The sequence below is a fragment of the Halobellus sp. genome, from assembly GCF_042218505.1.
Classification (GTDB): domain Archaea; phylum Halobacteriota; class Halobacteria; order Halobacteriales; family Haloferacaceae; genus Haloquadratum.
On sequence record NZ_JBDGQZ010000003.1, the window covers coordinates 1 to 21,078 of the forward strand.

The 21,078-nt window shown below is 63.3% G+C and carries 17 protein-coding genes and 1 pseudogene; 12 read left to right on the forward strand and 6 right to left on the reverse strand.

The genetic code is table 11. From position 1 onward, the window contains the following. Positions 1-305: 305 nt before the first annotated feature. The 7 genes from ABEI27_RS00500 to ABEI27_RS00530 all read left to right on the forward strand — a co-directional run bounded on the left by ABEI27_RS00500 (position 306) and on the right by ABEI27_RS00530 (position 6,093). A complete protein-coding gene (locus ABEI27_RS00500) occupies positions 306-467 on the forward strand; it encodes a hypothetical protein (protein ID WP_375797458.1) in 162 nt (53 codons plus the stop codon). A 100-nt stretch (positions 468-567) separates the two neighbouring features. Then, complete coding sequence (locus ABEI27_RS00505; protein ID WP_375797459.1) at positions 568-1,110, forward strand: CDP-2,3-bis-(O-geranylgeranyl)-sn-glycerol synthase; 543 nt, start codon at positions 568-570, stop codon at positions 1,108-1,110. A gap of 351 nt (positions 1,111-1,461) precedes the next feature. After that, positions 1,462-1,989 carry an orotate phosphoribosyltransferase gene (gene pyrE / locus ABEI27_RS00510; RefSeq protein ID WP_375797460.1) on the forward strand — a complete coding sequence of 176 codons (528 nt, stop codon included), beginning with the start codon at positions 1,462-1,464 and terminating at the stop codon, positions 1,987-1,989. Positions 1,990-2,097: 108 nt separating this feature from the next. Next, positions 2,098-2,817, forward strand: coding sequence for a phosphoribosyltransferase family protein (locus ABEI27_RS00515; RefSeq protein WP_375797461.1), 720 nt, complete (start codon positions 2,098-2,100; stop codon positions 2,815-2,817). 72 nt (positions 2,818-2,889) lie between these two features. After that, positions 2,890-4,302, forward strand: coding sequence for an NCS2 family permease (locus ABEI27_RS00520; protein ID WP_375797462.1), 1,413 nt, complete (start codon positions 2,890-2,892; stop codon positions 4,300-4,302). A 70-nt stretch (positions 4,303-4,372) separates the two neighbouring features. Then, positions 4,373-5,764 carry an aryl-sulfate sulfotransferase gene (locus ABEI27_RS00525; protein WP_375797463.1) on the forward strand — a complete coding sequence of 464 codons (1,392 nt, stop codon included), beginning with the start codon at positions 4,373-4,375 and terminating at the stop codon, positions 5,762-5,764. A 74-nt stretch (positions 5,765-5,838) separates the two neighbouring features. Next, positions 5,839-6,093: a glutathione S-transferase N-terminal domain-containing protein gene (locus ABEI27_RS00530; RefSeq protein WP_375797464.1), complete on the forward strand. Its 255-nt coding sequence runs from the start codon at positions 5,839-5,841 to the stop codon at positions 6,091-6,093. Positions 6,094-6,132: 39 nt separating this feature from the next. On the opposite strand, the gene ABEI27_RS00535 is transcribed toward ABEI27_RS00530, so the two are convergent. The 4 genes from ABEI27_RS00535 to ABEI27_RS00550 form a co-directional block, all read right to left on the reverse strand. Next, positions 6,133-7,110 carry a transcriptional regulator gene (locus ABEI27_RS00535; RefSeq protein ID WP_375797465.1) on the reverse strand — a complete coding sequence of 326 codons (978 nt, stop codon included), beginning with the start codon at positions 7,108-7,110 and terminating at the stop codon, positions 6,133-6,135. A 148-nt stretch (positions 7,111-7,258) separates the two neighbouring features. After that, on the reverse strand, positions 7,259-8,794 hold the full coding sequence (locus tag ABEI27_RS00540) for an ATP-binding protein (RefSeq protein WP_375797466.1): 1,536 nt from the start codon (positions 8,792-8,794) through the stop codon (positions 7,259-7,261). Between the two features lie 140 nt (positions 8,795-8,934). Next, positions 8,935-10,080, reverse strand: a complete 1,146-nt coding sequence (locus ABEI27_RS00545; RefSeq protein WP_375797467.1) for a methionine synthase — start codon at positions 10,078-10,080, stop codon at positions 8,935-8,937. Between the two features lie 73 nt (positions 10,081-10,153). Further along, positions 10,154-11,677 carry a phytoene desaturase family protein gene (locus ABEI27_RS00550; RefSeq protein WP_375797468.1) on the reverse strand — a complete coding sequence of 508 codons (1,524 nt, stop codon included), beginning with the start codon at positions 11,675-11,677 and terminating at the stop codon, positions 10,154-10,156. A 101-nt stretch (positions 11,678-11,778) separates the two neighbouring features. Between ABEI27_RS00550 and ABEI27_RS00555 the strand changes: the two genes are divergently transcribed. Both ABEI27_RS00555 and ABEI27_RS00560 read left to right on the forward strand, forming a co-directional pair. After that, positions 11,779-12,843: a Brp/Blh family beta-carotene 15,15'-dioxygenase gene (locus ABEI27_RS00555; protein WP_375797469.1), complete on the forward strand. Its 1,065-nt coding sequence runs from the start codon at positions 11,779-11,781 to the stop codon at positions 12,841-12,843. Positions 12,844-12,907: 64 nt separating this feature from the next. Then, on the forward strand, positions 12,908-13,534 hold the full coding sequence (locus tag ABEI27_RS00560; RefSeq protein WP_375797470.1) for a hypothetical protein: 627 nt from the start codon (positions 12,908-12,910) through the stop codon (positions 13,532-13,534). 97 nt (positions 13,535-13,631) lie between these two features. On the opposite strand, the gene ABEI27_RS00565 is transcribed toward ABEI27_RS00560, so the two are convergent. Next, positions 13,632-14,246 carry a hypothetical protein gene (locus ABEI27_RS00565; protein ID WP_375797471.1) on the reverse strand — a complete coding sequence of 205 codons (615 nt, stop codon included), beginning with the start codon at positions 14,244-14,246 and terminating at the stop codon, positions 13,632-13,634. A 143-nt stretch (positions 14,247-14,389) separates the two neighbouring features. On the opposite strand from ABEI27_RS00565, the gene ABEI27_RS00570 reads away from it, so the two are divergent. Beyond that, a complete protein-coding gene (locus ABEI27_RS00570) occupies positions 14,390-15,661 on the forward strand; it encodes an anion permease (RefSeq protein ID WP_375797472.1) in 1,272 nt (423 codons plus the stop codon). On the opposite strand, the pseudogene ABEI27_RS00575 reads toward ABEI27_RS00570, so the two are convergent. Then, positions 15,643-16,545: pseudogene (locus ABEI27_RS00575) on the reverse strand (hemolysin family protein); the annotation flags it as partial. The gene ABEI27_RS00570 and the pseudogene ABEI27_RS00575 overlap by 19 nt on opposite strands. A gap of 175 nt (positions 16,546-16,720) precedes the next feature. Between ABEI27_RS00575 and ABEI27_RS00580 the strand changes: the two are divergent. Next, a complete protein-coding gene (locus tag ABEI27_RS00580; RefSeq protein ID WP_375797473.1) occupies positions 16,721-19,621 on the forward strand; it encodes a PAS domain S-box protein in 2,901 nt (966 codons plus the stop codon). 727 nt (positions 19,622-20,348) lie between these two features. After that, positions 20,349-20,588, forward strand: a complete 240-nt coding sequence (locus tag ABEI27_RS00585) for a hypothetical protein (RefSeq protein WP_375797474.1) — start codon at positions 20,349-20,351, stop codon at positions 20,586-20,588. Positions 20,589-21,078 lie beyond the last annotated feature (490 nt).

A 21,078-nucleotide genomic window follows, 5' to 3' on the forward strand; every position in this document is an offset into this window, starting at 1 on the left:
CGGAACACTCGTCACTCACGAGAAGGCGGGGGTATGCGCTCGTATCTCTATCATCCGGCCTCAGTGAAACTGAACGGAGTGATGCGCTGTACTCGCCGGGCACGAACCTACAGCCCAACCGCCGATCGAGCGTTGGGATATCTACCACGTCGAACCCTCCACCGACGACACGGTGTGGCTATTGGCTAAAACGGGTGGGTTGATTTGGAGTAGCACTACGATCCGCGCCGAGCGTCGCTCGTGGGGTGATTCCAGAGCCGTACCGCGGCCTGAACACTTTTGCGTGACCCCAACCAATCGTCGCTATGCCCGTGATGTCGACCGACGACTTCTCTATCCACACCGACGGGTGCGACCGATACGGCGATGGGATGCCGATATCGGACCTCCCCGACGAGGTCGATACGCTCGACGACCTCGACTGCCAGTGCTGGGACGGCTTCGAGACGCTCGAGGAGGCGACCTGACGTGATTTCCACTTCGATTGCATCGACGATCGACGCAGGACCGGCGGACGCGACGCACGAATCGTAGACACTTTTGTGCCCGCCCACTGGACGCGGTACTATGCTGCTCGAGTTGGTGACCGTTGCATTCTGGGCGATGTTGCCCGCGTACGTTCCTAACAACGTCGCCGTCCTCGCCGGCGGCGGCGCGCCGATCGACGGCGGTCGGACGCTGGGCGGCCGTCGCCTTCTCGGCGATGGGAAGACCTGGCGCGGGACGGCAGTGGGGACCCTTGCGGGCCTCGTCCTCGCGCAGGTGCTGACCGTCTTCGCGCCGGTCATCGTCCGAATGACTGGGGTTGCTCTCCCGACGTTTCCGATCACGGCGGCGCTCGGTCTCGCGTTCGGCGCGATGCTCGGCGACATCACGGCCTCGTTTCTCAAGCGCCGGACCGGTCGTGAACGCGGCGTGTCCTTTCCCGTCGTCGATCAACTCGACTTCGTCGCTGGCGCGCTGGGGTGCGCCGCGCTCTTCGACTTCGCGTGGTTCAGCGCGACTTTCTCGCCCCCCGTGCTCGGTGTCATCGTCGTCCTCACCCCGGTGTTGCACGTCGGCACCAACGTCGTTGCGTACGTGCTCGGGCTGAAGGGGGAGCCTTACTAACCCACTTTTTTTGGAGTCCTCGGCCGCGCTGAGCGCGGCCTCGAACCCCCCGGCAAAAACCTGGAGAGAAAAAGGCCGCTCGGCTCGCGGAGCGAGCCTCACGGTCTGACACCTAGCGACTCCGCCCCGTTTCCGCTACTGCACCGCCCCGCCTCCGCTACCACATCACGACCGGACCGCGGCCGCTCGGTCGTTCAGGCGCGACTACCCGGTCGTTCCGGCCTAACTGCCTGATCATTCAGGCGCGACTGCCTGATCTCTCTGTCGTGGCTTCGTGGTTTGAAGCCCGGCTATCTTCGTCGTCGGGGCAAATCGTCCCGTTTAAACGCCTCCCACGCGCTCTTGTGGCTAATGACGAACGACGAACTCATCGCCGCGCTCCGCGACGCGGACGCCGTCAAGTTCGGGGAGTTCGAACTCTCACACGGAGGCACCTCTGAGTACTACGTGGACAAGTATCTCTTCGAGACCGACCCACATTGCCTCGACCTCATCGCCGAGGCGTTCGCAACGGAGGTCCACGAAGAGAAACTCGCCGGCGTGGCGCTCGGTGCCGTCCCGCTCGTCGCCGTCACGAGCGTCGAGACAGGGAAGCCCTACGTCATCGCGCGGAAGCAGGCCAAAGAGTACGGGACCGGTAACCGCATCGAAGGCCGGCTCGAAGACGGCGAAGAGGTAGTCGTTCTGGAGGACATCGCCACGACCGGAAAGAGCGCGCTCGACGCGGTCGAAGCGCTGCGCGAGGCGGGGGCGGTCGTGAACCGCGCCCTCGTCGTCGTCGATCGACAGGAGGGCGCAGCGGACCGACTCGCCGAGGCTAACGTCGAACTCGACGCGCTCGTCACTGCCGACGACCTGCTTGCCAAGGAGTCGGACTAATTGGCCGGGGGATAGCGTCGATCGGGCGCTATCTGACCACGTTCGTGGTTATTTGCTGGTAAATATGTATCGACATATTCATACTTGCGTACCATCGCACATCGTGATATGAACAGAGCGGAGAAAGCGGCCCTCCAACTGCAGGCGGTCGCCGTCCTTCGGATGCTCAAAGAGACCCGGACGTACGACGAACTCGCCGAGCTCACCGGGCTTCCCTCCGGCGATCTCAATCGGTACGTCAACGGGCACGTCCTTCCGGGCATCGAACGCGCCCGCGAGGTTGTCGACGGTGTCGGCCACGACGCCCTCGCTTCGGAACTGCGTGCCCGCGTCGAGTTCGACGGCGAGGGGTACGTGGACAACTCCGGCATCGTCTTCGATCAGTCCTTTCTCGATCTCGTCGCCCCGGTCGCCGCCAACGCCCTCGGTTTCGAGCGCCCGGACGTCGTTCTGACTGCTGCAACCGACGGCATCACGCTCGGTGCAGCGATGGCCGGCTACTTCGACGCCCGCGTCGCGTACGCGAAGAAGTCGAAGGAGACGGCCGTCGAGGAGTTCGTCGAATCGCGCCAGCGCCTCGCATCCGGGATCGAACTCACCTACTACCTCCCGGGCCGCGCTCTGACCCGCGGAGAGAACGTCCTCGTGGTAGACGACCTCATCCGTTCGGGCGAGACGCAGGAACTGCTTCTCGACATCGCAGCACAGGCGGGAGCCGACGTCACAGGCGTCTTCGCGCTCATTGCTGTTGGCGATAAGGGAATCGATCGAGCGCGTGAACTCACCGACGCCCCGGTGGGTGCGCTCTCGACGTTCGACGCCGAGTGATCGGCGCAGGCCGTCGCCGATCCCAATGGAAACCGTTATCCGTTTCATCGAAGGTATGCTCAGACGTGCATTATGGACCTGTCTGAGTTCCTCAATAACCTCTTTGATGTGCAAGAACACGGATCATCGGTCCGAACCGAGATTCTCGCCGGAGTGACGACGTTCCTGACGATGTCCTACATCGTCGTGGTCAACCCGTCGATCCTGACCGACCAGCCGGGTATCCCCGGTGCCGATGGCATCGCAATCGCCGGGATGTCGCCAGGGGAAATCCAGTCGATGATCGCGGTGGTCACGATCATCGCCGCCGCGACAGCGACGTTCGTGATGGCGTTCTACGCCAACCGGCCGTTCGCCCAGGCACCGGGCCTCGGTCTCAACGCCTTCTTCGCGTTCACCGTCGTCGGCGCACTCGGCGTCCCCTGGCAGACGGCTCTCGCCGCCGTCGTCGTCGAGGGGATACTCTTCATCGTCCTGACCGCCATTGGAGCCCGCGAGTACGTGATCGGCCTGTTCCCCGAGCCAGTCAAGTTTGCCGTCGGAACCGGTATCGGCCTCTTTCTCGCGATCATCGGCCTCCAGGCGATGGGGATCGTCGTCGACGACAGCGCGACGCTCGTGACGCTGGGTTCGGTTGCGTCGAACCCAGTCGCGATTATCTCCGTCCTCGGGCTGTTCTTCACCTTCGCGCTCTACGCTCGGAACGTTCCAGGATCGATCATTATCGGCATTGTCGGCACGACGCTTGTCGGGTGGGCGGTCACCGCGTTCGGTCCGATCGCGCCCGACGCCGGTCTCGTGGCCGGATCGGCGTCGGTCACCTACGACATCACGCCGTTGGCTGGAGCATTCGTCTCAGGACTCAGCCGGGTCGAGGGGTTCACGTTTACCCTCATCGTCTTCACGTTCTTCTTCGTCGACTTCTTCGACACCGCAGGGACGCTCGTGGGGGTCGGGCAGGCGGGCGGCTTCCTGGACGAAGGCGGGAACCTCCCCGACATCGACAAGCCGCTGATGGCCGACGCCATCGGCACCACAGTCGGTGGGATGCTCGGGACCTCGACGGTCACGACGTACATCGAGTCCGCCACCGGCGTCGAAGAAGGCGGCCGGACCGGGTTGACCGCGCTCACCGTTGCCGTGCTGTTCGTCCTCTCGCTGGCCATCGTCCCGCTGGCGGCGGCGATTCCGCTGTACGCCTCCCACATCGCCCTGGTCGTCATCGGCGTCGTGATGCTCAGAAACGTCGTCGACATCGCGTGGAACGACCTCACGCAGGCGATCCCCGCCGGGATGACCATCCTCGTGATGCCCTTCGCGTACTCCATCGCCTACGGCATCGCCGCAGGAATCGTCTCGTACCCACTGATCAAACTCGCCGCCGGCGAGCGCCGTGACGTTCGACTCGGCCACTGGGCGCTGGCGGGTGCGTTCGTCGCCTACTTCGTCGTGCGGACCGGCGGGATCCTCACCGCACGGGTGTGACGGCCGACTGCTCGTTCGCTGCAGACTGCCGACCGCAAGAGATTCATAAGCCTACTCCCCAGTCGGTCGTGTGACCCGGTTCTCGCTCTCTCAGACGACTGTGGTGCGCGGCGTCGCACTGCTGCTCGTTCTCGGACTCCTCGCTCCGTCTGCGGTCTCTGCGCTGACGTACGATCCCGGCGAAGAGACGAGCCTGGAGCAGGGCACAGTCACGAGTCCCGCGAACGGCTCGACCGTCATCAGCACCCAGGGCTACACGTTTCAGGGCAATACCAACCCGAAGAAGCCCGCACGACTGATCTCGGTGGGGCCGCGCGGCGACCTCAAGTGGACTCACGACGACAAGGTCGACGGCAGCGCGTGGTTCTTCGACGTCGATCCGCTGCCGAACGGCAATCTGCTCGTCTCTTCGCCCCGCGCCGGCGACACACTCGTCTTCGAGTTGAACCCCGGGACCCAACAGCGCGTCTGGGAGAAGCGGTTCAATATGACTGACACTCACGACGTGGCTTACATTGGGGAGAACCGCATCGCGATTGCGAATATGCGGGAGTGGAACGAGTCGGCGGACGTGAGCGACGACCGGATCGTCGTCTACAACCGCTCGACCGACGAGATCACCTGGGAGTGGTATTTCAAGAACCACTTCCCCGCGAGCACCGACGGTGGCTACAACGACGACTGGTCGCACGTCAACGACGTCGATCCCGTCGGTGAGAACCGCCTGTTGCTGTCGCCGCGCAACTTCGATCAGGCGATTGTCGTCGACATGCAGAGCAAGGAAATCGTCGAGCGACTCGGCTCGGATGACGAGTACGACGTGATGCGCGAACAGCACAACCCCGACTGGCTCGTGAGCGAGAACGGCACACCGACGATTCTCGTTGCGGACAGCGGCAACAACCGGATCGTCGAGTACGCCAAGGAGAACGGCGAGTGGGTGCGGACCTGGGAGGTCGGGACCGGTTCGCTGAACTGGCCGCGGGACGCCGACCGGCTGCCGAACGGCAACACGCTCGTCACCGACACGCTGAATCACCGCGTGATGGAGATCACCCCGACAGGTGAGGTCGTCTGGGAGTACTACGCCACCTGGGGCCCATACGACGCTGAACGAATCGGGACGGGGCCGGAATCGTCCGGACCGACGATTCGTGACCTGAACGCTAGCGGAACGTACGCGATCACCGGCAGTGCCAATCTCACTGCAGGCGGGGGCGGGGGCGTCGGCTTCGCGGGACGGATCCGTGCTACGTTCGCGGGGACGGCTCTGGAAGGGCCGATGACCGAGTTCGCGACGCGCTGGGCGCACGTGACACCGTGGCTCCGGCCGGTCTGGATGTCGGGCTGGGACTTCGTCTGGGCTATCGGTGCCGGCCTCGTCGGACTCCTCTGGGCTGGTAGCGAACTGATCGTCCGTCGGGACCGGATTGCCGGCGGTGCGAAGCGACTCGTAAGCTGACGGCGGAAACTCACGTGCGTAACCGGCGCACGGGACCGGGCGACTCTTTACTGGGGCTTTCATAAGAGGTATCGATGTCAGATCTCGTCCTGTACGAACTGCAAGGCTGCCCGTACTGCGCGAAAGTGAAGGACAAGCTCGCCGACCTCGACCTCGAATACGAGTCGGTGATGGTGCCTTCGGCGCACGCAGAGCGGACAGAAGTCGAGGAGATCAGCGGCCAGACGGGCGTCCCGGTACTGGTCGACGAGGCCAACGGCGTCGAGGGGATGCCGGAGAGCGACGACATCGTCGCCTATCTGGAGAAGACGTACGGCAGCGCGTCCTGAGCACTACGATCCCGACGCGAAGAATCCCGAAATCAGCCGTCAGGCCTCGCTCGGTTCCTGCGACCGATCGCGGATCAGATCCCGGATTCGTTCGGGATCGTCCATAGCGGCTAGCTCCGTACAACTGACCAGTGCTGTCCCCTCGACGGAGTCGCGCTTGGAGTTGTCCTCGGTGAAGTACACCGACCGCGTCTGGGTAACCTCGCCGAGCGAGGACATAATCCGAGCGCGCTTTTTTGCGCTTCGCGTGAACGACGAGTGACCGGTGAGCATCGGCGTGAAGTCCCGCCGGCGCCCGTCGTCCTCGCTGACAGCTTTGAACGGTGCGCGGGCAGTCGGGTGGACGGTAAACCCCGCCCGCGTCAACACGTGAACGACGTGTTTGTCGTCCGACTCGGGGTCGGGATCGTCCGGCATCGGCTCGGCATCGCGCACTTCCTCGGCTCCGTCCATCACTTCGACGGGACTGGAGAACGGCTGGTCGAACATCTCCTCTAACTGAATAGCCACTTCGATGCTGGCGTTCATTCCGTCCTCGTACTTCGAGACGGTACGCCGCGAGACGCCGAGTTCGGTCGCCAACTGTCCGAGGCTCCACCCGCGCTCTTCGCGCTCGTCGGCGAGAAGGTCCCCGTCGATGTTGACATAGAGGCCGCCCGGTGCGGCATAAATAAGCGGCGGCACGCCCTCGACGAACAGATCGAGCGCGGTGTCGGGGTTTAACACCGGCACGCCGTGGCGGAAGTAGACCACGCCCGGTTCGAGATCCTCGTCGCGGGTGCGGAGGCCGATCACCATCGGCGTCGCCTTGAGATAGGTCCCGAGCCGCCGCATCTCCTCGCCGGTCGTTCCGTCGAACGCGTCGATGTTGCCCAAAATCTTCAGCAGAAGCAGGTCCTCGCCTCGCCTTGCGGCGATGTCGAAACTCTTCGGCCGGATCGCACAGCGGTCGCTCACGAGGAACCCGGCGTCCTCGAGCATCGACATAACGTTTCCGACTAGCGCGGACCGCGACATACCAGTATATAGGTATTTCACCGCATATATACGTTGTGCCGCCGGATGCTGCCGTCTCGTCCGGCGATTCAGGGGCTGACGGAGCGCTCGATTTATATACTGTGTCAGTTCGCTATTAATAACTCCGACGGCTCTCTGTACGCAAGGGTCACCGCGTTCGGATCTCGAACCGGGCGCCGCCGTCGCCATCACCGATACCGATCGACCACCCGTGGGCGTCGACGATTTCGCTCACGATGGCCAGTCCGTACCCCGTTCCCGCCTCGTTCGTCGTGTAGCCCGACTTGAAGACGTCATCACGGTCGGATTCGGGAATCCCCGGCCCGTCGTCTTCGACGTAGAATCCGTCGTCAAGTGAACCGACCGTGATCTGCACAGTCTCTCCACCGTGCTCGACGGCGTTTCGAAGGAGATTCTCGAAGAGCCGCGTGAGTCGCTTTTGCTCAGCCAGTACCGACTGCTCGGTCTCGACCTGGAGTTGTGCCCCGCCGGCCGCGACGTGGTTCCAGGACTCCCTGGCTACCCCTGCCAGATCGACCAACTCGGCCTCTGTCACAGTTTGACCCTCTCGCGCGAGGTCGAGCACGTCGTCGATCAGCGTCTCCATCCGGTCGACTGAATCAGCGATGGGTTCCAAATGCGGGGAGTCGCACTCCGCTTGCGCCAGTTCGAGCCGTCCATCGACGACGTTCAGCGGATTTCGGAGGTCGTGAGCGAGGACGCTCGCAAAGTTCTCGAGTCGCTCGTTCTGTCGTTCGAGTTCGGTGGTCACGTGATCGTGGTCGAGTTCGTAACTCGCCCACTTGCTCATCAGGCGGATCAGCGTCCGCTCGGCGTCGGTGAACGAGGCGTCGCGGGATTCCGTGGACGCGAAGCAGAGCGTGCCGTAGAGTTCGTTGTCGACGAACACCTTCCCGCCGATGTAACTACCGAGTTCGAAGACGTCGTATGCGAGGTCGTCCTCCCACCCGTCCGCGAGGGCATCTGAGACCGCAAGCAATCCGTCACTTTGGATTGTCTTTCGGCAGTACGCCTCCGAGAGCGGACACGACAACCCCGGCTGGAGCAGGTCGTGCTCGCCGTGGGAGAGGACGATCTGCTGCGTGCCGTCGGACTCGTGGCCCTCCTCCGCATCGATCCGCGAGAGGAACCCGTAACTGAGGCCGAGGCGGTCACAACCCAGTTCCAGCAACCGCCTGATTTTCTCTTCGAACGTGAGTTCGATGTCGGTGGTAACCGCGTAGATGTCGCTGAGAAGCCCGATTGTCGCCTGTCCCTCCAACTCGAGGCCGACACTGCCGCGGGTTCCCTCGACGCTCTCCTCGATCCGGTCTGCGAGCGTCCCGTACGTCTCCGGATCCTCGGACTTCGGTAGGTAGCCCGTCGCACCGGCTGCGATGGCCCGGCCCGCGAGGTGTTCTGAGCCATCGTCGGTAAATAGCAGGAACGGCACTCGAGGGTGGGAGTCGCGAACCGCTTCGAGAAACCCCAACCCGTCGTATCCGGGGAGATCGTAGTCGGCGACAACGCAGTCGACCTCCGACGCCGACAGATGTTCGAGTGCGTGCGCCGCCGGCGTAGTCGCCACCTCGAGTTGGTCGCTTGCGCGCGCCAACCGGTCCGGATCACCTGGGTCGGCCCCCAGACCCGCAGTGACGAACAGCGTCCGGATCGGATCGTCCATACCAGATAGAGTTCCAAGGGATTCAAAAAGCTGTTTGCCGCTGGCAGCCCGCTATCGGATGGTGCGGGCGGGACCCGTCCGGCGACTGTGGCCGGGCGAGGAGCCGTCCGACGCACTGCCGGGGAGAGCAGTCAGCGTGTTCAGAAGATTCGGTCGCTCGCGACCTCGGCACCCTCGACGAGCGCGTCGAGTTTCTTCCAGGCGATGTCAGGGTGGACCATCGCGAGGCCCGCTTGCGTGTCGAACCCGCAGTCCGGTGCAGCGACAATTCGCGACGGATCGTCGACCGCGTCGGCGACGCGCTCCAGACGGTCGGCAATCACCTGCGGGTGCTCGACGACGTTGGTCTTCACGTCGATGACACCGGGGATGAGCGTCCAGTCCTCGGGGAGCGGGTGTTCGCGGAAGACGCGGTACTCGTGCTGGTGGCGAGGGTTGGCCTCTTCGATGGAGAATCCGCCGATGTTCATATCGTAGAGAATCGGGAGGACTGCCTCGAGCGGCTTGTCGCGGTGGTGCGGTCCTTCGTAACTTCCCCAGCAGGTGTGAACCCGGATCTGCTCGTCGGGGATTGATTCAGTGGCCTCGTTGAGTGCGTCGACGTGCATCCGCACCACGGGCTTGAGTTTCTCGACGGGTCGGTCGCCGAAGCCGCGGTGCCCGGTCGTCAGCAGATCGGGCGCGTCGAGTTGAAGCGTCGCGCCGGTCTCAGCGATGAGTTCGTACTCCTGCTTGAGCGCGTCGCCGACGACCGAGAGGAACTCCTCGTGAGAGCCATAGTGATCGTCGACGAGCGTCGCCGCCGCGACGCCGGGTGAGGCGGCGGTGATGAACGTCCCCTCGAAGTCGGCCTCGGACTCCGCCAGGAGGTCGTAGAACGTGTCGATCTCCTCGCGGGCGGCGGCCTCGCCGTCGTACTCGACGGGGCCGACGACCGACGGTTGCTTCGTGAGATCGATTCCCTCGGCGGAGAAGGCGTCCTCGGCGTAGTCGGGGAAGTCAGCGAGGTCGTCCCACAGGGGGGCGTCGCGTTCGTTCCCGATACCCGTCAGGCGGTTGGCGACGTACCAGTTGAACGAGACGCGCGGCTGTTCGCCGTTGTTCACGATGTCGAGGCCGATGTCGGCCTGTTTCTGGATGACGTGTTCGGTGGCCTCGACGACCGTCCCGTGCCACTGGTCCTCGTCGACGGCTTCGCCCTCCTGGCGGTGCTTCAGCAGTTCGAGCAGTTCCGGGGCTCGCGGGAGACTTCCAATGTGTGTCGTCAGAATGCGGTCCTCAGTCATCAGGTGTCTCTATGGTCGGCGGCAGCCCTAATATGAATTATGGTAGTAAATTCTCATAATATATGCCCTTTAGTTATTTCGCGGTCGGCTGCGGACGGGCCGCGACCTGCGGGTACTCATCGAAGAGCGCCTCCGCGGCGTGTTCACCGCTGATGAGACACATCGGCATCCCGATACCCGGTGCGGTATAAGCGCCAGTGTAGAAGAGGCCGTCCAGTTCGGCCCGGTGATCGGGGCGGAACGGCCCGGTCTGTGTGAGAGTGTGCGCCAGTCCCATCGCCGTGCCGCGCGGGTCGTCGAACCGGGCTGCGAAGTCGCTGACACAGGCCGACTCCTCGACGACGATTCGGTCACGAATGTCGACCCCGGTGTTCTCTGCGAGGTCGGCGAGCACCGCGTCACGGAAGCGCTGGCGTCTCGCTGGTCCATCGTCCAGTCCGGGAGCGATGGGGACAAGGATGACGACGGCGTGGTGACCGGCCGGTGCGACGTCATCGTCGGTCTGAGAGGCCACAGAGAGGTAGTACGCCGGATCTTTGGGCCACCGCGGCTCCTCGAAGATGGCCTCGAAGTGGTCGTCCCAATCAGGCGGGAAAACGAGCGTGTGGTGTGCGAGCGGATCGACGTCGCCCTCGACGCCGAGATATAGGAGATACGCCGAGGGCGCGTACGTCCGGGACTCCCAGTAGTCGACGTCGTGGGACCGCGCCGTCGGCGGGAGTAACTCCTGCTCCGTGTAGGCCGGGTTCGCGTTGCTGACGACGAGGTCGGATTCGCGGGATCCCGCGTCCGTCTGGAGCACGAAGTCGCCGGCGGCGCCGGTGATTTCTTCGACCGCGACTCCGGTCTCGATCGCGACGCCCTGCTCCCGCGCGAGGTCGGCGAGGGCGTCGACCACGCCCGCGATGCCGCCCTGGGGGTAGAAGACGTTCAGATTCAGATCCACGTGGCTCATAATGCTGTACAGCGCCGGCGTGTTGTGTGGCGACCCGCCCAAGAAGACGAGCGTGTATTCGAGGAGTTGCCGGAGTTTCGGATGCTCGACGTATCGGGAGACGTAGTCGTCCATCGTGCCGAACAGCCGAAATCGGGGAGCCAGCGGGAGCAGGTCGGGGTCAACGAAATCGCAGAGTCGCTCGCGACGCTCGTAGACGACCCGGTCCATCGCCAGTTCGTAGTTCCGTTCGGCCCGGTCGAGATACTTTACCAGCGCATCACCAGCCCCTGACTCGTACGATTCGAACACCTCGTGAACGTGCTCGCAGTTCGGGCGGATGGTCACCCGATCGTCGTCCTTCCAAAAAACGCGGTACTGCGGGTCCAGCCGTTCGAGGTCGTAGTAGTCCGTCGGGTCGCTGTCGAAGTGTCCGAAGAAGCGCTCGAAGACGTCCGGCATCAGATACCAGGAGGGCCCGGTATCGAACCGGAATCCCTCGCATTCGAGGGTGCCAGCGTGCCCACCAAGGTGATCGTGGCGCTCGAGGAGTTGGACGTCGGCCCCGCCTGCAGCGAGGTACGCGGCCGCTGAGAGCCCCCCGAAGCCGCCGCCGACGATAGTGACCGTCGTGTCTTCCGAAAGTCGGGTCGACGTAGCCATACATAGATCGACGGACGCGACGGCCTTCGGCTTCACCGCGGTTCTCAGTGACTTAGATTCTCTTCGATTGTTTATATGCTAAAGGTCCTAACGGCCCCCCGATGAGCGCGATCGGACTCGGTGCGATACGTCGACAGTTGGTGCACAGTGACGCACATCCCTCCCTCGGTCTCTCCCGGATGGCGCTCTTCGTCCTGCTCACCGGATTCGCGACGACGACCGCGGCCGGCATCACGGTTCCCTTCAGGGCCCAGATGATCGTGTATCTGGTAGGGATGGTGGCGCTGAACCTCCCGCACGGCGGCTACGAGCACTTCGAGAACCTTCGGCGACGGCGACCGTCGTTCCGCTGGCGGTACGTCGCCGCTTATCTGGCTGCTGTCGCGGTGTTCGTCGGCCTCCTGCTCGTGGCACCGATTGCGGGCGTCGCGCTCGCTATCGCCGTTGCGATGGCGAAGGGAGGCCTCGGCGGACTGAACGTTCTGGAGGCTACATCCGGAACAGAGCACCTCCAGACGCGAACGCAGCGCCTCCTGGCGATTGTCGTCCGAGGCGGGGCGGTGATGCTCGTTCCGCTGATATTCCATCCGGACACCTTCCACACGTTCAGTTCGCTGATGGTCGGGGTGGTCGAACCCGGGGCACTCGAACCATACGCCGCGCACTTCGAGACGACCCGGATGCTCGCCGCGGGAGGGTACGGACTCGCGCTGGCGGCTCACGTCGGCCTCGGATACGTCTGCGGCGGCGGTCGCTCGTGGTTGATCGACGCCGGCGAGAGCCTCCTGCTGGCGGCGTACTTCGCCGTCGTGCCGGTCCTCGTCGCGGTCGGCCTCTATTTCCCGTTCTGGTACTCGACCCGACAGGTGGCGCGGACGGTGACTGTCGACGACGACGGCGTGGGTGACCCTGAGTGGGACATCGTCGGCAGCGGGTCCGCGTCGCGGGTGGCGCTCCGGGCCTGGGGAATCCTCGTTGCCGGAGCGTTCGCGACCTTCGCGGTGCTCGCGGTGGTCTACTGGGCCGTCCCGAATCCACTGGCGAACGCCGGAATCCTGCCGGGTGCGGTGGCGTTCTGGAGCATTTTCATCAGCGTCGTCGCCCTCCCGCACGTCGTCATCGGATCGATTTTCGACACCGAGCGGGGCATCTGGTACGTGCCCTGAACGGACCCGTCTCTCATCGGGGGACGGCCGTTGCGTTCAGTACCGTTCGGTCGCAAGTAGAACCGTGCCCGATCCGCCGGCTATCGACGCCGATCCCTGGACCCAAACGGAAGCGTGGACCGAGACGGCGTTCCAGAACCGCTTCGTCACTGTCGAGGCGACGAACGTCGTCTACGAGGACCCCGAGTTTCTCCACGCGGTCGAAGCACTCGTGCCCGCGGACATCGATCAGACGCCCCGGGCGATGTTCACCACCGGGCTCTCCTTCGACCCGCCACTGCCGGGAGATAAAACACCCGAGCGCTTGCTGCCGGTCGCGGCAAAATACGCCAGCCGCGAGTTCGAGCGAAGCCTGGCCGAGGACGGCCTCCAGAACGTCCGGCAGGCGGATTCACAGGAGCTTCGGCTCCGCAGTCGACGAACGGCGAGTGCCTTCCAGTACGACGCGAGCTACCCGCTCGACGGTGACGCCGTGGGTGCTCCGGACGCCACCCCCACGCTCGCCGTGCGCGTGTGGGCAGCCATCTGGCCGACTGCAGACTCCTTCGAGATGGCCGGCGGGATCTATCCGCTGGAGAATCTCGCGACGGCACTCGAGCGGGTCGGCGGCACGACTGATGTGACAATCGAGGCCCGTCCCGGCGGCGACAGACGGACCGTCCTAAACCGGATCAGGGACGCCGCTCGGTAGCGGTCGAATACGACTGAGCGAGTCACAGCGTCCGGGTTCGTCGCCAGGGCGACAGTCTCGTCCCGGAGGTTGCATCGCGCTTCAGTCTTCGACACGCCTACGTCGTCGTCTCGACGTCGTCTACGTCCCCGTCAGTGTCTCGTTCTCCGTCATCGTCGTGGTCTTCGTCGCCGTCGTGATTGAGGTTGGCGGCGGCGGCGGCAGATCCGTCGTCCATTTCGTCTGCGACGTCGTCACCGGCGTTCTCGCTCTCGTCTCGCATTGCTCCCTCGATTTCCTGGCTGACGGTCTCCTCGACGGTCTCGGTTACTTCCTCAGTAACTTCTTCGCTGACGCTCTCACCAACCTTCTCGGCGACCTGCTCGACCTCCTTGCTCACGGTGTCTTCGACGGTCTTCTCGACCTCTTCGCTCACTGTCTCGCCGACTGTCTTCTCGACCTCTTCGCTCACAGTGTCTTTCACTGTCTTTTCGACTTCCTCGCTCACTGTCTCGCCGACGGTGTCCTCGAGTTTCTCCGCCACCTCGCGCGTCATCCAGTCGGGATCGAATCGGGACATCTTCCACCCGATGTGGATGATGTACGAGAGTAGCACACCGAGACCGAAGGCGATGCCGACGGCCGTCTCGACGAGGAGAATGAGGCCGATTGCGATGAAAATCGTGATTCCGTAGGCGAGATCAACGATGAAATCGACCCGAGCCGGCGTCATCGATGCCTCAACGCTGTCAGTTCGTAATACTGGTTCCTGACGTCTATACCCAGTATTCGGTCCCAAGACCGGTATACCGTGCGCTCCCCGTACGGCCAGCCGTCGGTCCGGTTTCTTAAGCGAATGCGCCGCGTTATTTTCGTATGGTTGAATTTCTTCTTCTCGTTGGGATTGGGGTCGCGCTCTTCGTCGGATTCAACATCGGCGGATCGACCACTGGTCCGGCGTTTGGCCCGGCGGTTGGGTCTGACGCGATCTCGATGACGGGTGCGGCGGCGCTGATGGCGGGTTTCTTTCTCATCGGTGCGTGGACGATCGGGCGACGCGTCGTCGACGCGCTCGGGACGGAATTAGTCACTGACCCCGGTGTGTTCAGTATCGAATCCAGCATCGTCGTGCTCTTTTTTATCGGCGGAGCCCTGTTCGTGGGGAACTACTACGGTGTCCCCGCATCGACATCGATGACCGCTGTCGGTGCGATTGCGGGCCTCGGAGTCGCGTCCGGGGAACTCGACTGGGCGGTGATGGGCGAGATCGCGATCTGGTGGATCGTCGCCCCGATCGTCGGCTTCTGGGTCTCGGGAATGATCGGACGGTATCTTTATCCGCGGATCAACCGCTGGGTCGCAATCGTCAACACGTCTGGGCCGTTGCTCGAAGTCGACAGTTCCGGGGTCGTCCCCCGACCGTCGGCCGGGCCGAACACCACGCGCAGAGAGTTGGTGGGGGCGGCCGTCGTCGTCGGCATCGGCTGTCTGATGGCCTTCTCTTCGGGAACCTCAAACATCGCGAACGCCATCGCGCCGCTCGTGAGCGTCGGCGTCGATATCAACCTGCTGATCCTACTCGGGTGCGCCGCGGTCGCCGTCGGCGCGTTCACCATCGCCCGCCTTGACACCCTCGGGAGCGACATCACTGATCTCCCGCTCACGGCCGCTATCATCGTCGCCATCGTCTCGTCGGTGATCGTCGTTGGTCTCTCGGCGATCGGCATCCCTGCCTCGTTCGTCATCATCGCCACGACGTCCATCGTCGGCCTCGGGTGGGGGCGAGCCACCCGGACCGCCACGCTCGCAGAGGTCGCTCGGGGCGATCAGTCGCCGAACGTCTCCGTCGGCGCGCTGACTGCCGAGGACCCGGGCGAGGAAGCCCCGCCGATCGGCCAGGAGGACGACGACGCGATCCCTTCGAGGGAGCCCCACTCGTCGATGACAGCAGCCATCTGCCGCCGCTCATCGCTGAACTGCAACAGAAGCGTGTCGGTCACCGTCGTTTCCGGGACGACCAGGATCTCGTGGGCGATGTCGCCTGCGGTCGTCGCACCGCTTCGATCCTCGTGGCTCGCTCTGAGTACGTCTTTGACGTCGATGAACCCGACCACTTGGTTGCTGTCATCGGCGTCGAGCACCGGATAGCGCGTGTGGCCCGACTCGAAGACGACCGATCTGATGTCGGCGAGCGACGCGTCGGCAGGAACGCTCACGACGTCCGGCCGCGGGACCATCACTTCCCGCACGAGCGTGTCGTCGAGGTCGAAGACCCGCTCGATCATCGCGACCTCTGACGCGTCGATGGCACCTTCTTCGCCGGACTGTGCGAGCACCCGGCGGATCTCTCGCTCGCCGAGCGTCTCGTCGCTCTCGGAGGCGGGGGGAACGCCGATCAACTGCGTGAACGCGTTCGCTGTCCCGTTGAACACGACGATTCCGGGGTAAAACAGGTAATAAAAGAGTTTCATCGGCGGTGCCAGCAGCAGCGAGATTCGCTCGGTTCTGGCGATTGCGAACGTCTTCGGCGCGAGTTCGCCGAAGACCACGTGGAGGAAGGTGATGATACCGAATCCGACGGCGAACGCGACGACGTGGATGAGGCTCGGCGGGAGGATCGGCGCTAACGCCGGTTCGAGAAGCGACGCCACGGCAGGTTCCCCGACCCATCCCAGCCCCAGAGAGGCGAGCGTGATGCCGAGTTGCGTCACCGCGAGGTAGTTGTCCAGATCCGTCATCACCGCTTGCAGCGACCCGGCCCCCGGTCGTCCCTCGTCGACGAGTTGGTCGACTGACGTCCCCCGAACCCTGACGAACGCGAACTCGGCGGCGACGAACAGCCCGTTCAGGGCGACGAGCAGCAGGGCGATGACGAGTTGTCCGACAGAGAGAGCGACGTTCACCATCGCCACAGACGAGCGGTGTGAGCGTCCCTTCGTACTGAATCCATACGCCCACCTGACGATGCATCTACAAAAATGGTATACTACTTCAGGTATCCTCGGTTCGGGGTCCGTCGCGGATTCCGTCATCGCCCGGAGTTACCGGATTTTCCGTGGCATCCGACAGATCTCAGTCGGCCGAAAACACGTGAAGACGTGAAGTTGTGGAGGGGAAAAACACTGGGTGTATTGTATATGATAATTGGACCCGAACAATCAATAGTGGCTGAGCCGCTTGAAATAATGTCTTAGGAGAAACCGCACAGTGAGCACCGATCAGTTCTTCTCAAACACGCGCCCCGAAGCGATACTGCAAAGCCTGGACGAACCGCTGTTTGCGCTCGATGACGAGTGGACCGTCGCGTACATCAATGAGCCCGCAGCGACGCTACTACACGCAGATCGCGCGTCACTCGGCGGTCAGCCACTCTTCGAGCGGGTGGGCGAGCAGTTAGGGTCGCACGTTCGTGACCGACTCGGCCAGGCGATGGCGGCCGGAGAAGAGACCGAATTCGAGGCGTACGCCGACCCAATCGGGTCGTGGCTGCGAATTACGGCGTTCCCGTTCCGTGACGGCCTGACGGTTCGGGTGTCCGAGCGTTCCGAAGAGGCGGCGGGTATCCCGCCGGAGGCGGTCGTAGAGGCAACGGATGGGATTGCGCTGCTCGACGGCGACGAATTCGTGTACGCGAATCGCGCCTATGCGGAGCCCTTCGGCGTCGATCCAAACGAACTGGTGGGCCGCAGTTGGCGGGAGTTGTTTGGCGAGTCGACGGTCGCACGCATCGAGCGCGACGTCCTGCCGACGGCCACCCGGCGAGGTCGATGGCGAGGTGAGATAACGATCGAGGATCTGAACGGCGACGCCGTCGATCAGGAGGTGACCGTCTCGCAGATGGACGACGGCCGCCTGATCTGGGACAGTCGGGAGATAACCGACCGGAGGCAAGCCGAACGCGAACTGGAACGGCAGCGCACTCGGCTCCGGGCGCTGTTCGACAAATCGCCCGACGGCATCATCGTTCACGATGCCGACGGGGCTGTGTTGGATGCGAACGAGACGGAGTGTGAGATGCTCGGCGTCGACAGAGAGACGCTGCTTTCGATGAACGTCGCGGAGTTCGAGGCCAACTTCGACCGCGAGGCACTCAAAGCGATGTGGACCGAGATGGAGGAAGGCGACCTGCTCAAAGTCGAGGGAGCGCATCGCCGTGATAACGGGGAGGTGTTTCCCGTCGAAGTCTGGGTCAACAAGGCAGTGGTGAACGGGAATGAGCGGTACATCGCGCTTGATCGCGACGTGACAGAGCGGAGAACGCGCGAGCGAGAACTCAAACGGAGCCGGGAGTTCGTCGAAAAGGCGCAAGAGACCGCGTCGATCGGCGGGTGGGAGGTCGACCTGCACGACGACACGCTCCGCTGGACAGACGAGGTCTACCGGATCCATGGGTTGTCGCCGGATACCGACGTCTCGGTTGAGGACGGGTTCGGGTTCTACCATCCGAACGACCGACAGGAGATGGCGGAGGCGTTCGAGCGACTGCGGACCAAGGGCGAACCGTACGATCTGGAACTTCGGATCGAAACCGCGAGCGATCAGATCCGCTGGGTCCGGGCCGTGGGCGAGCCCCAGTTCGACGAGGACGATGCGGTGGTCGGCGCTATCGGGATCTTTCAGGACGTGACCGAGCGCAAGAACCGCGAACGGGAGTTACACGAGACGAAAGAGCGCCTCAATCTCGCGGTCGAAGGAGCGAATCTCGGGATCTGGGACTGGAACATCGAGACTGACGCCGTCAGGTTCAACGACCAGTGGGCGACGATGCTCGGGGTGTCGCCCGACGAGATCGAACCGCACCTCGACACGTGGGAGGAGCGGGTCCACCCGGAAGATATCGATCGCGTCGAAGCGCGTCTGTCGGCGCATCTGGAAGGCGACGCCGAACTGTACGACTGCGAACACCGGATGCGGACCGGCGATGGCCGGTGGAAGTGGATCAGAGACGTCGGGCGGGTCGTCGAGCGCGATGCGGCTGGAAATCCCCGTCGAGCCGTCGGCATCCATCTCGACATCGACCAGCGCAAGCAGTACGAGCGGACCCTCGAACAGACCCGAATGGAACTGCGACAGATCATCGATCTCGTTCCCGACCTGATCTTCGCGAAGGACGAGGAGGGAGTCTACCTGCTCGCCAACGAAACTACGGCCGAGGCGTACGGGTTGACGCCGGAGGCCGTCGAAGGGAAAACTGAAGCGGAGATCATCCCCAACGTCGACGAGTCGGCTGACTCCCGCGAGGACGACCGCCGAGTGATCGAATCCGGCGAACCACTGGAAGTCCCGCAGGAAGAACTGACGAGAGCCGATGGGGAGACGCGCCTCTTCCGGACGACGAAAATCCCCTATACAGTGGCGGGAAGCGACACTGACGCCGTGCTCGGATACGCCCGCGATATCACGGATCTCAAATCGTACGAGCGCCGACTCGAAACGCAACGGGACAACCTCAAGATACTCAATCAGATCGTTCGGCACGACATCCGAAACAGCCTCAACGTCGTCGTCGGCTACGCCGAGTATCTCGAGGAGTACGTCGACGAGGCCGGGGCCGAGTACCTCGAACCGGTGTTGAACGCCGCGCAGGAGGCAATCGAGATCACGGCCTCGGCGCGGGAGGTGACGGAACTGCTGCTGCAGGCCGAAACGGAGCGAACGAGCGAGGATCTGCGCCGCATCCTTCAGCATCGGATCGACGACGTGCAGGCCGGAGAGCACAACGCCTTGATAACGACGGTCGGACGGATCCCGGAGGCGTCGGTGCTAGCCGACGATATGCTGGGTTCTATCTTCCGGAATCTCCTCCAGAACGCGATTCTTCACAACGACGCCGACGTCCCGGAGGTCCGGATCTCGACGTCGGGGTCGGCGGATACTGTCACCGTGTCCGTCGCGGACAACGGGCCCGGCATCCCCGACGACCGGAAGAAGGAGATCCTCGACGAGGGAGAGCGAGGCATCGACAGCAATGGGACCGGGTTGGGACTCTACCTCGTCAGAACGTTGGTCGATCGGTACGAGGGGGACGTCTGGGTGGAGGACAACGAATACGGCGGGGCGACGTTCGTCGTCGAACTCCCCCGCGCCGACGGAATAGCGGGCGCGTAGTATCGGGGCCTGTTCGGCTGGGCCTCGGCGCTCACAGCTCGAAACCTATCAATATCACCGTGGATCTCGCTCCTGATCCGAACGATATCGCTGACCGGCACTCGATGCGAGGGGGGTGCCCCGTCACAGTCAGGAGGAACGGTCTATATGCCGAAACGTTCGGACAGGACCGTTGTGCGGCGTACTCGGTGACCCGTATCGATCCGCGACGCGATTACGCGTCTCGCGAATTCTTCCAAGACAGATAGAGTTCAACGGCGGCGATGAGACTAATCACAACGCCGGCGGCGACCATCGTGGTGTCCGAGTCGATGTCGTCCATACAGATACAGAGCGTCGTAGATACGAAACAGTTTGGCATACCTGGAGGGTGGTATGAATGCCGACGCTCGACGACGCAGTCGCGTGTTGACAGCACTCGGGCGTGTGGCCGTCGAACAAAGCGATATGTGTACTCGGTCCGAATCGGCCCGTAAGTGATGGTGACGACGAGAGATCGAAACAACGACAGCAGCGAGATGCTGTTTGCCGTCTGTATGATCGTCCTGTCCGTGGTAATATTTCTCGCGGTCCGCAACAATGAAAAAGCGAGTTCGTAGCCCCCTATCGCTGGTGTTGGAGCGACCCCAGTGAGAAGTCGTTCGCCCCGAGAGGTCGATGCTAACGGGTGAGAGAGCATCTCACGGGGTATGCGAAGTGATTTACCTCCTTAGGCCAATTAATCGGTGTGAGCGAAACAACTGAAGAGACGACGACAGCGGCCGCAGACGGAATAAATGCTGACGGTCTCACCCCCGCCGTACTGGCATCGGTCGGTTCAGTCGCCCTGGCACTGTACTTCTACTACGTACGCGGCGACAAACAGCGCGGCCAATTCGTCGGCTTCTGGCCCGTCACGATACTCGGCCTCGCGTCGTACTTCAAACTGGAAGAAATCAAGCAGATGCTGGCAGAGCAGGACGAGTAACCCACCGAACCGACCACGCGGGCGAACGAGTTTGACCACGGAGTCGAGGCTGGTCGGTTTGTCGGCCGGCTGTTCTGATTGGCCGTTCTTCGCGGGGCGTGTAGTGATCAGATGGATACGTGCGTCGATGAAATCGACGCCGACCCTCCGGTATGGAATGTCACGCCGCTCGGATAGAAGAGAAGCCGTCTACAGTGTGCTGAAGCCGTCTCCGACGGTGGTCACGGGGTGCCGCCATTGAGTATCCGAGCGTCGTCTCCATCACCGACAGAAATGCTCCTTTTAGAAAGCTGGAGACGCGGCTCGCGGACGGACAGTCCCGGGTTCGCTACCAGGCGGGTCGAGAACTGGCCTCGGCACTCACGACTCACAATCCATCCATAGTGAATGTGTTTAGCGGTGCTATAGACGCTGCTCAATCCGTAATCCGACGAGAAGTACGCGGCCTCGACGGCGGAGTAGTCGGCGACAGGCTATCGAGGTGCCGCGA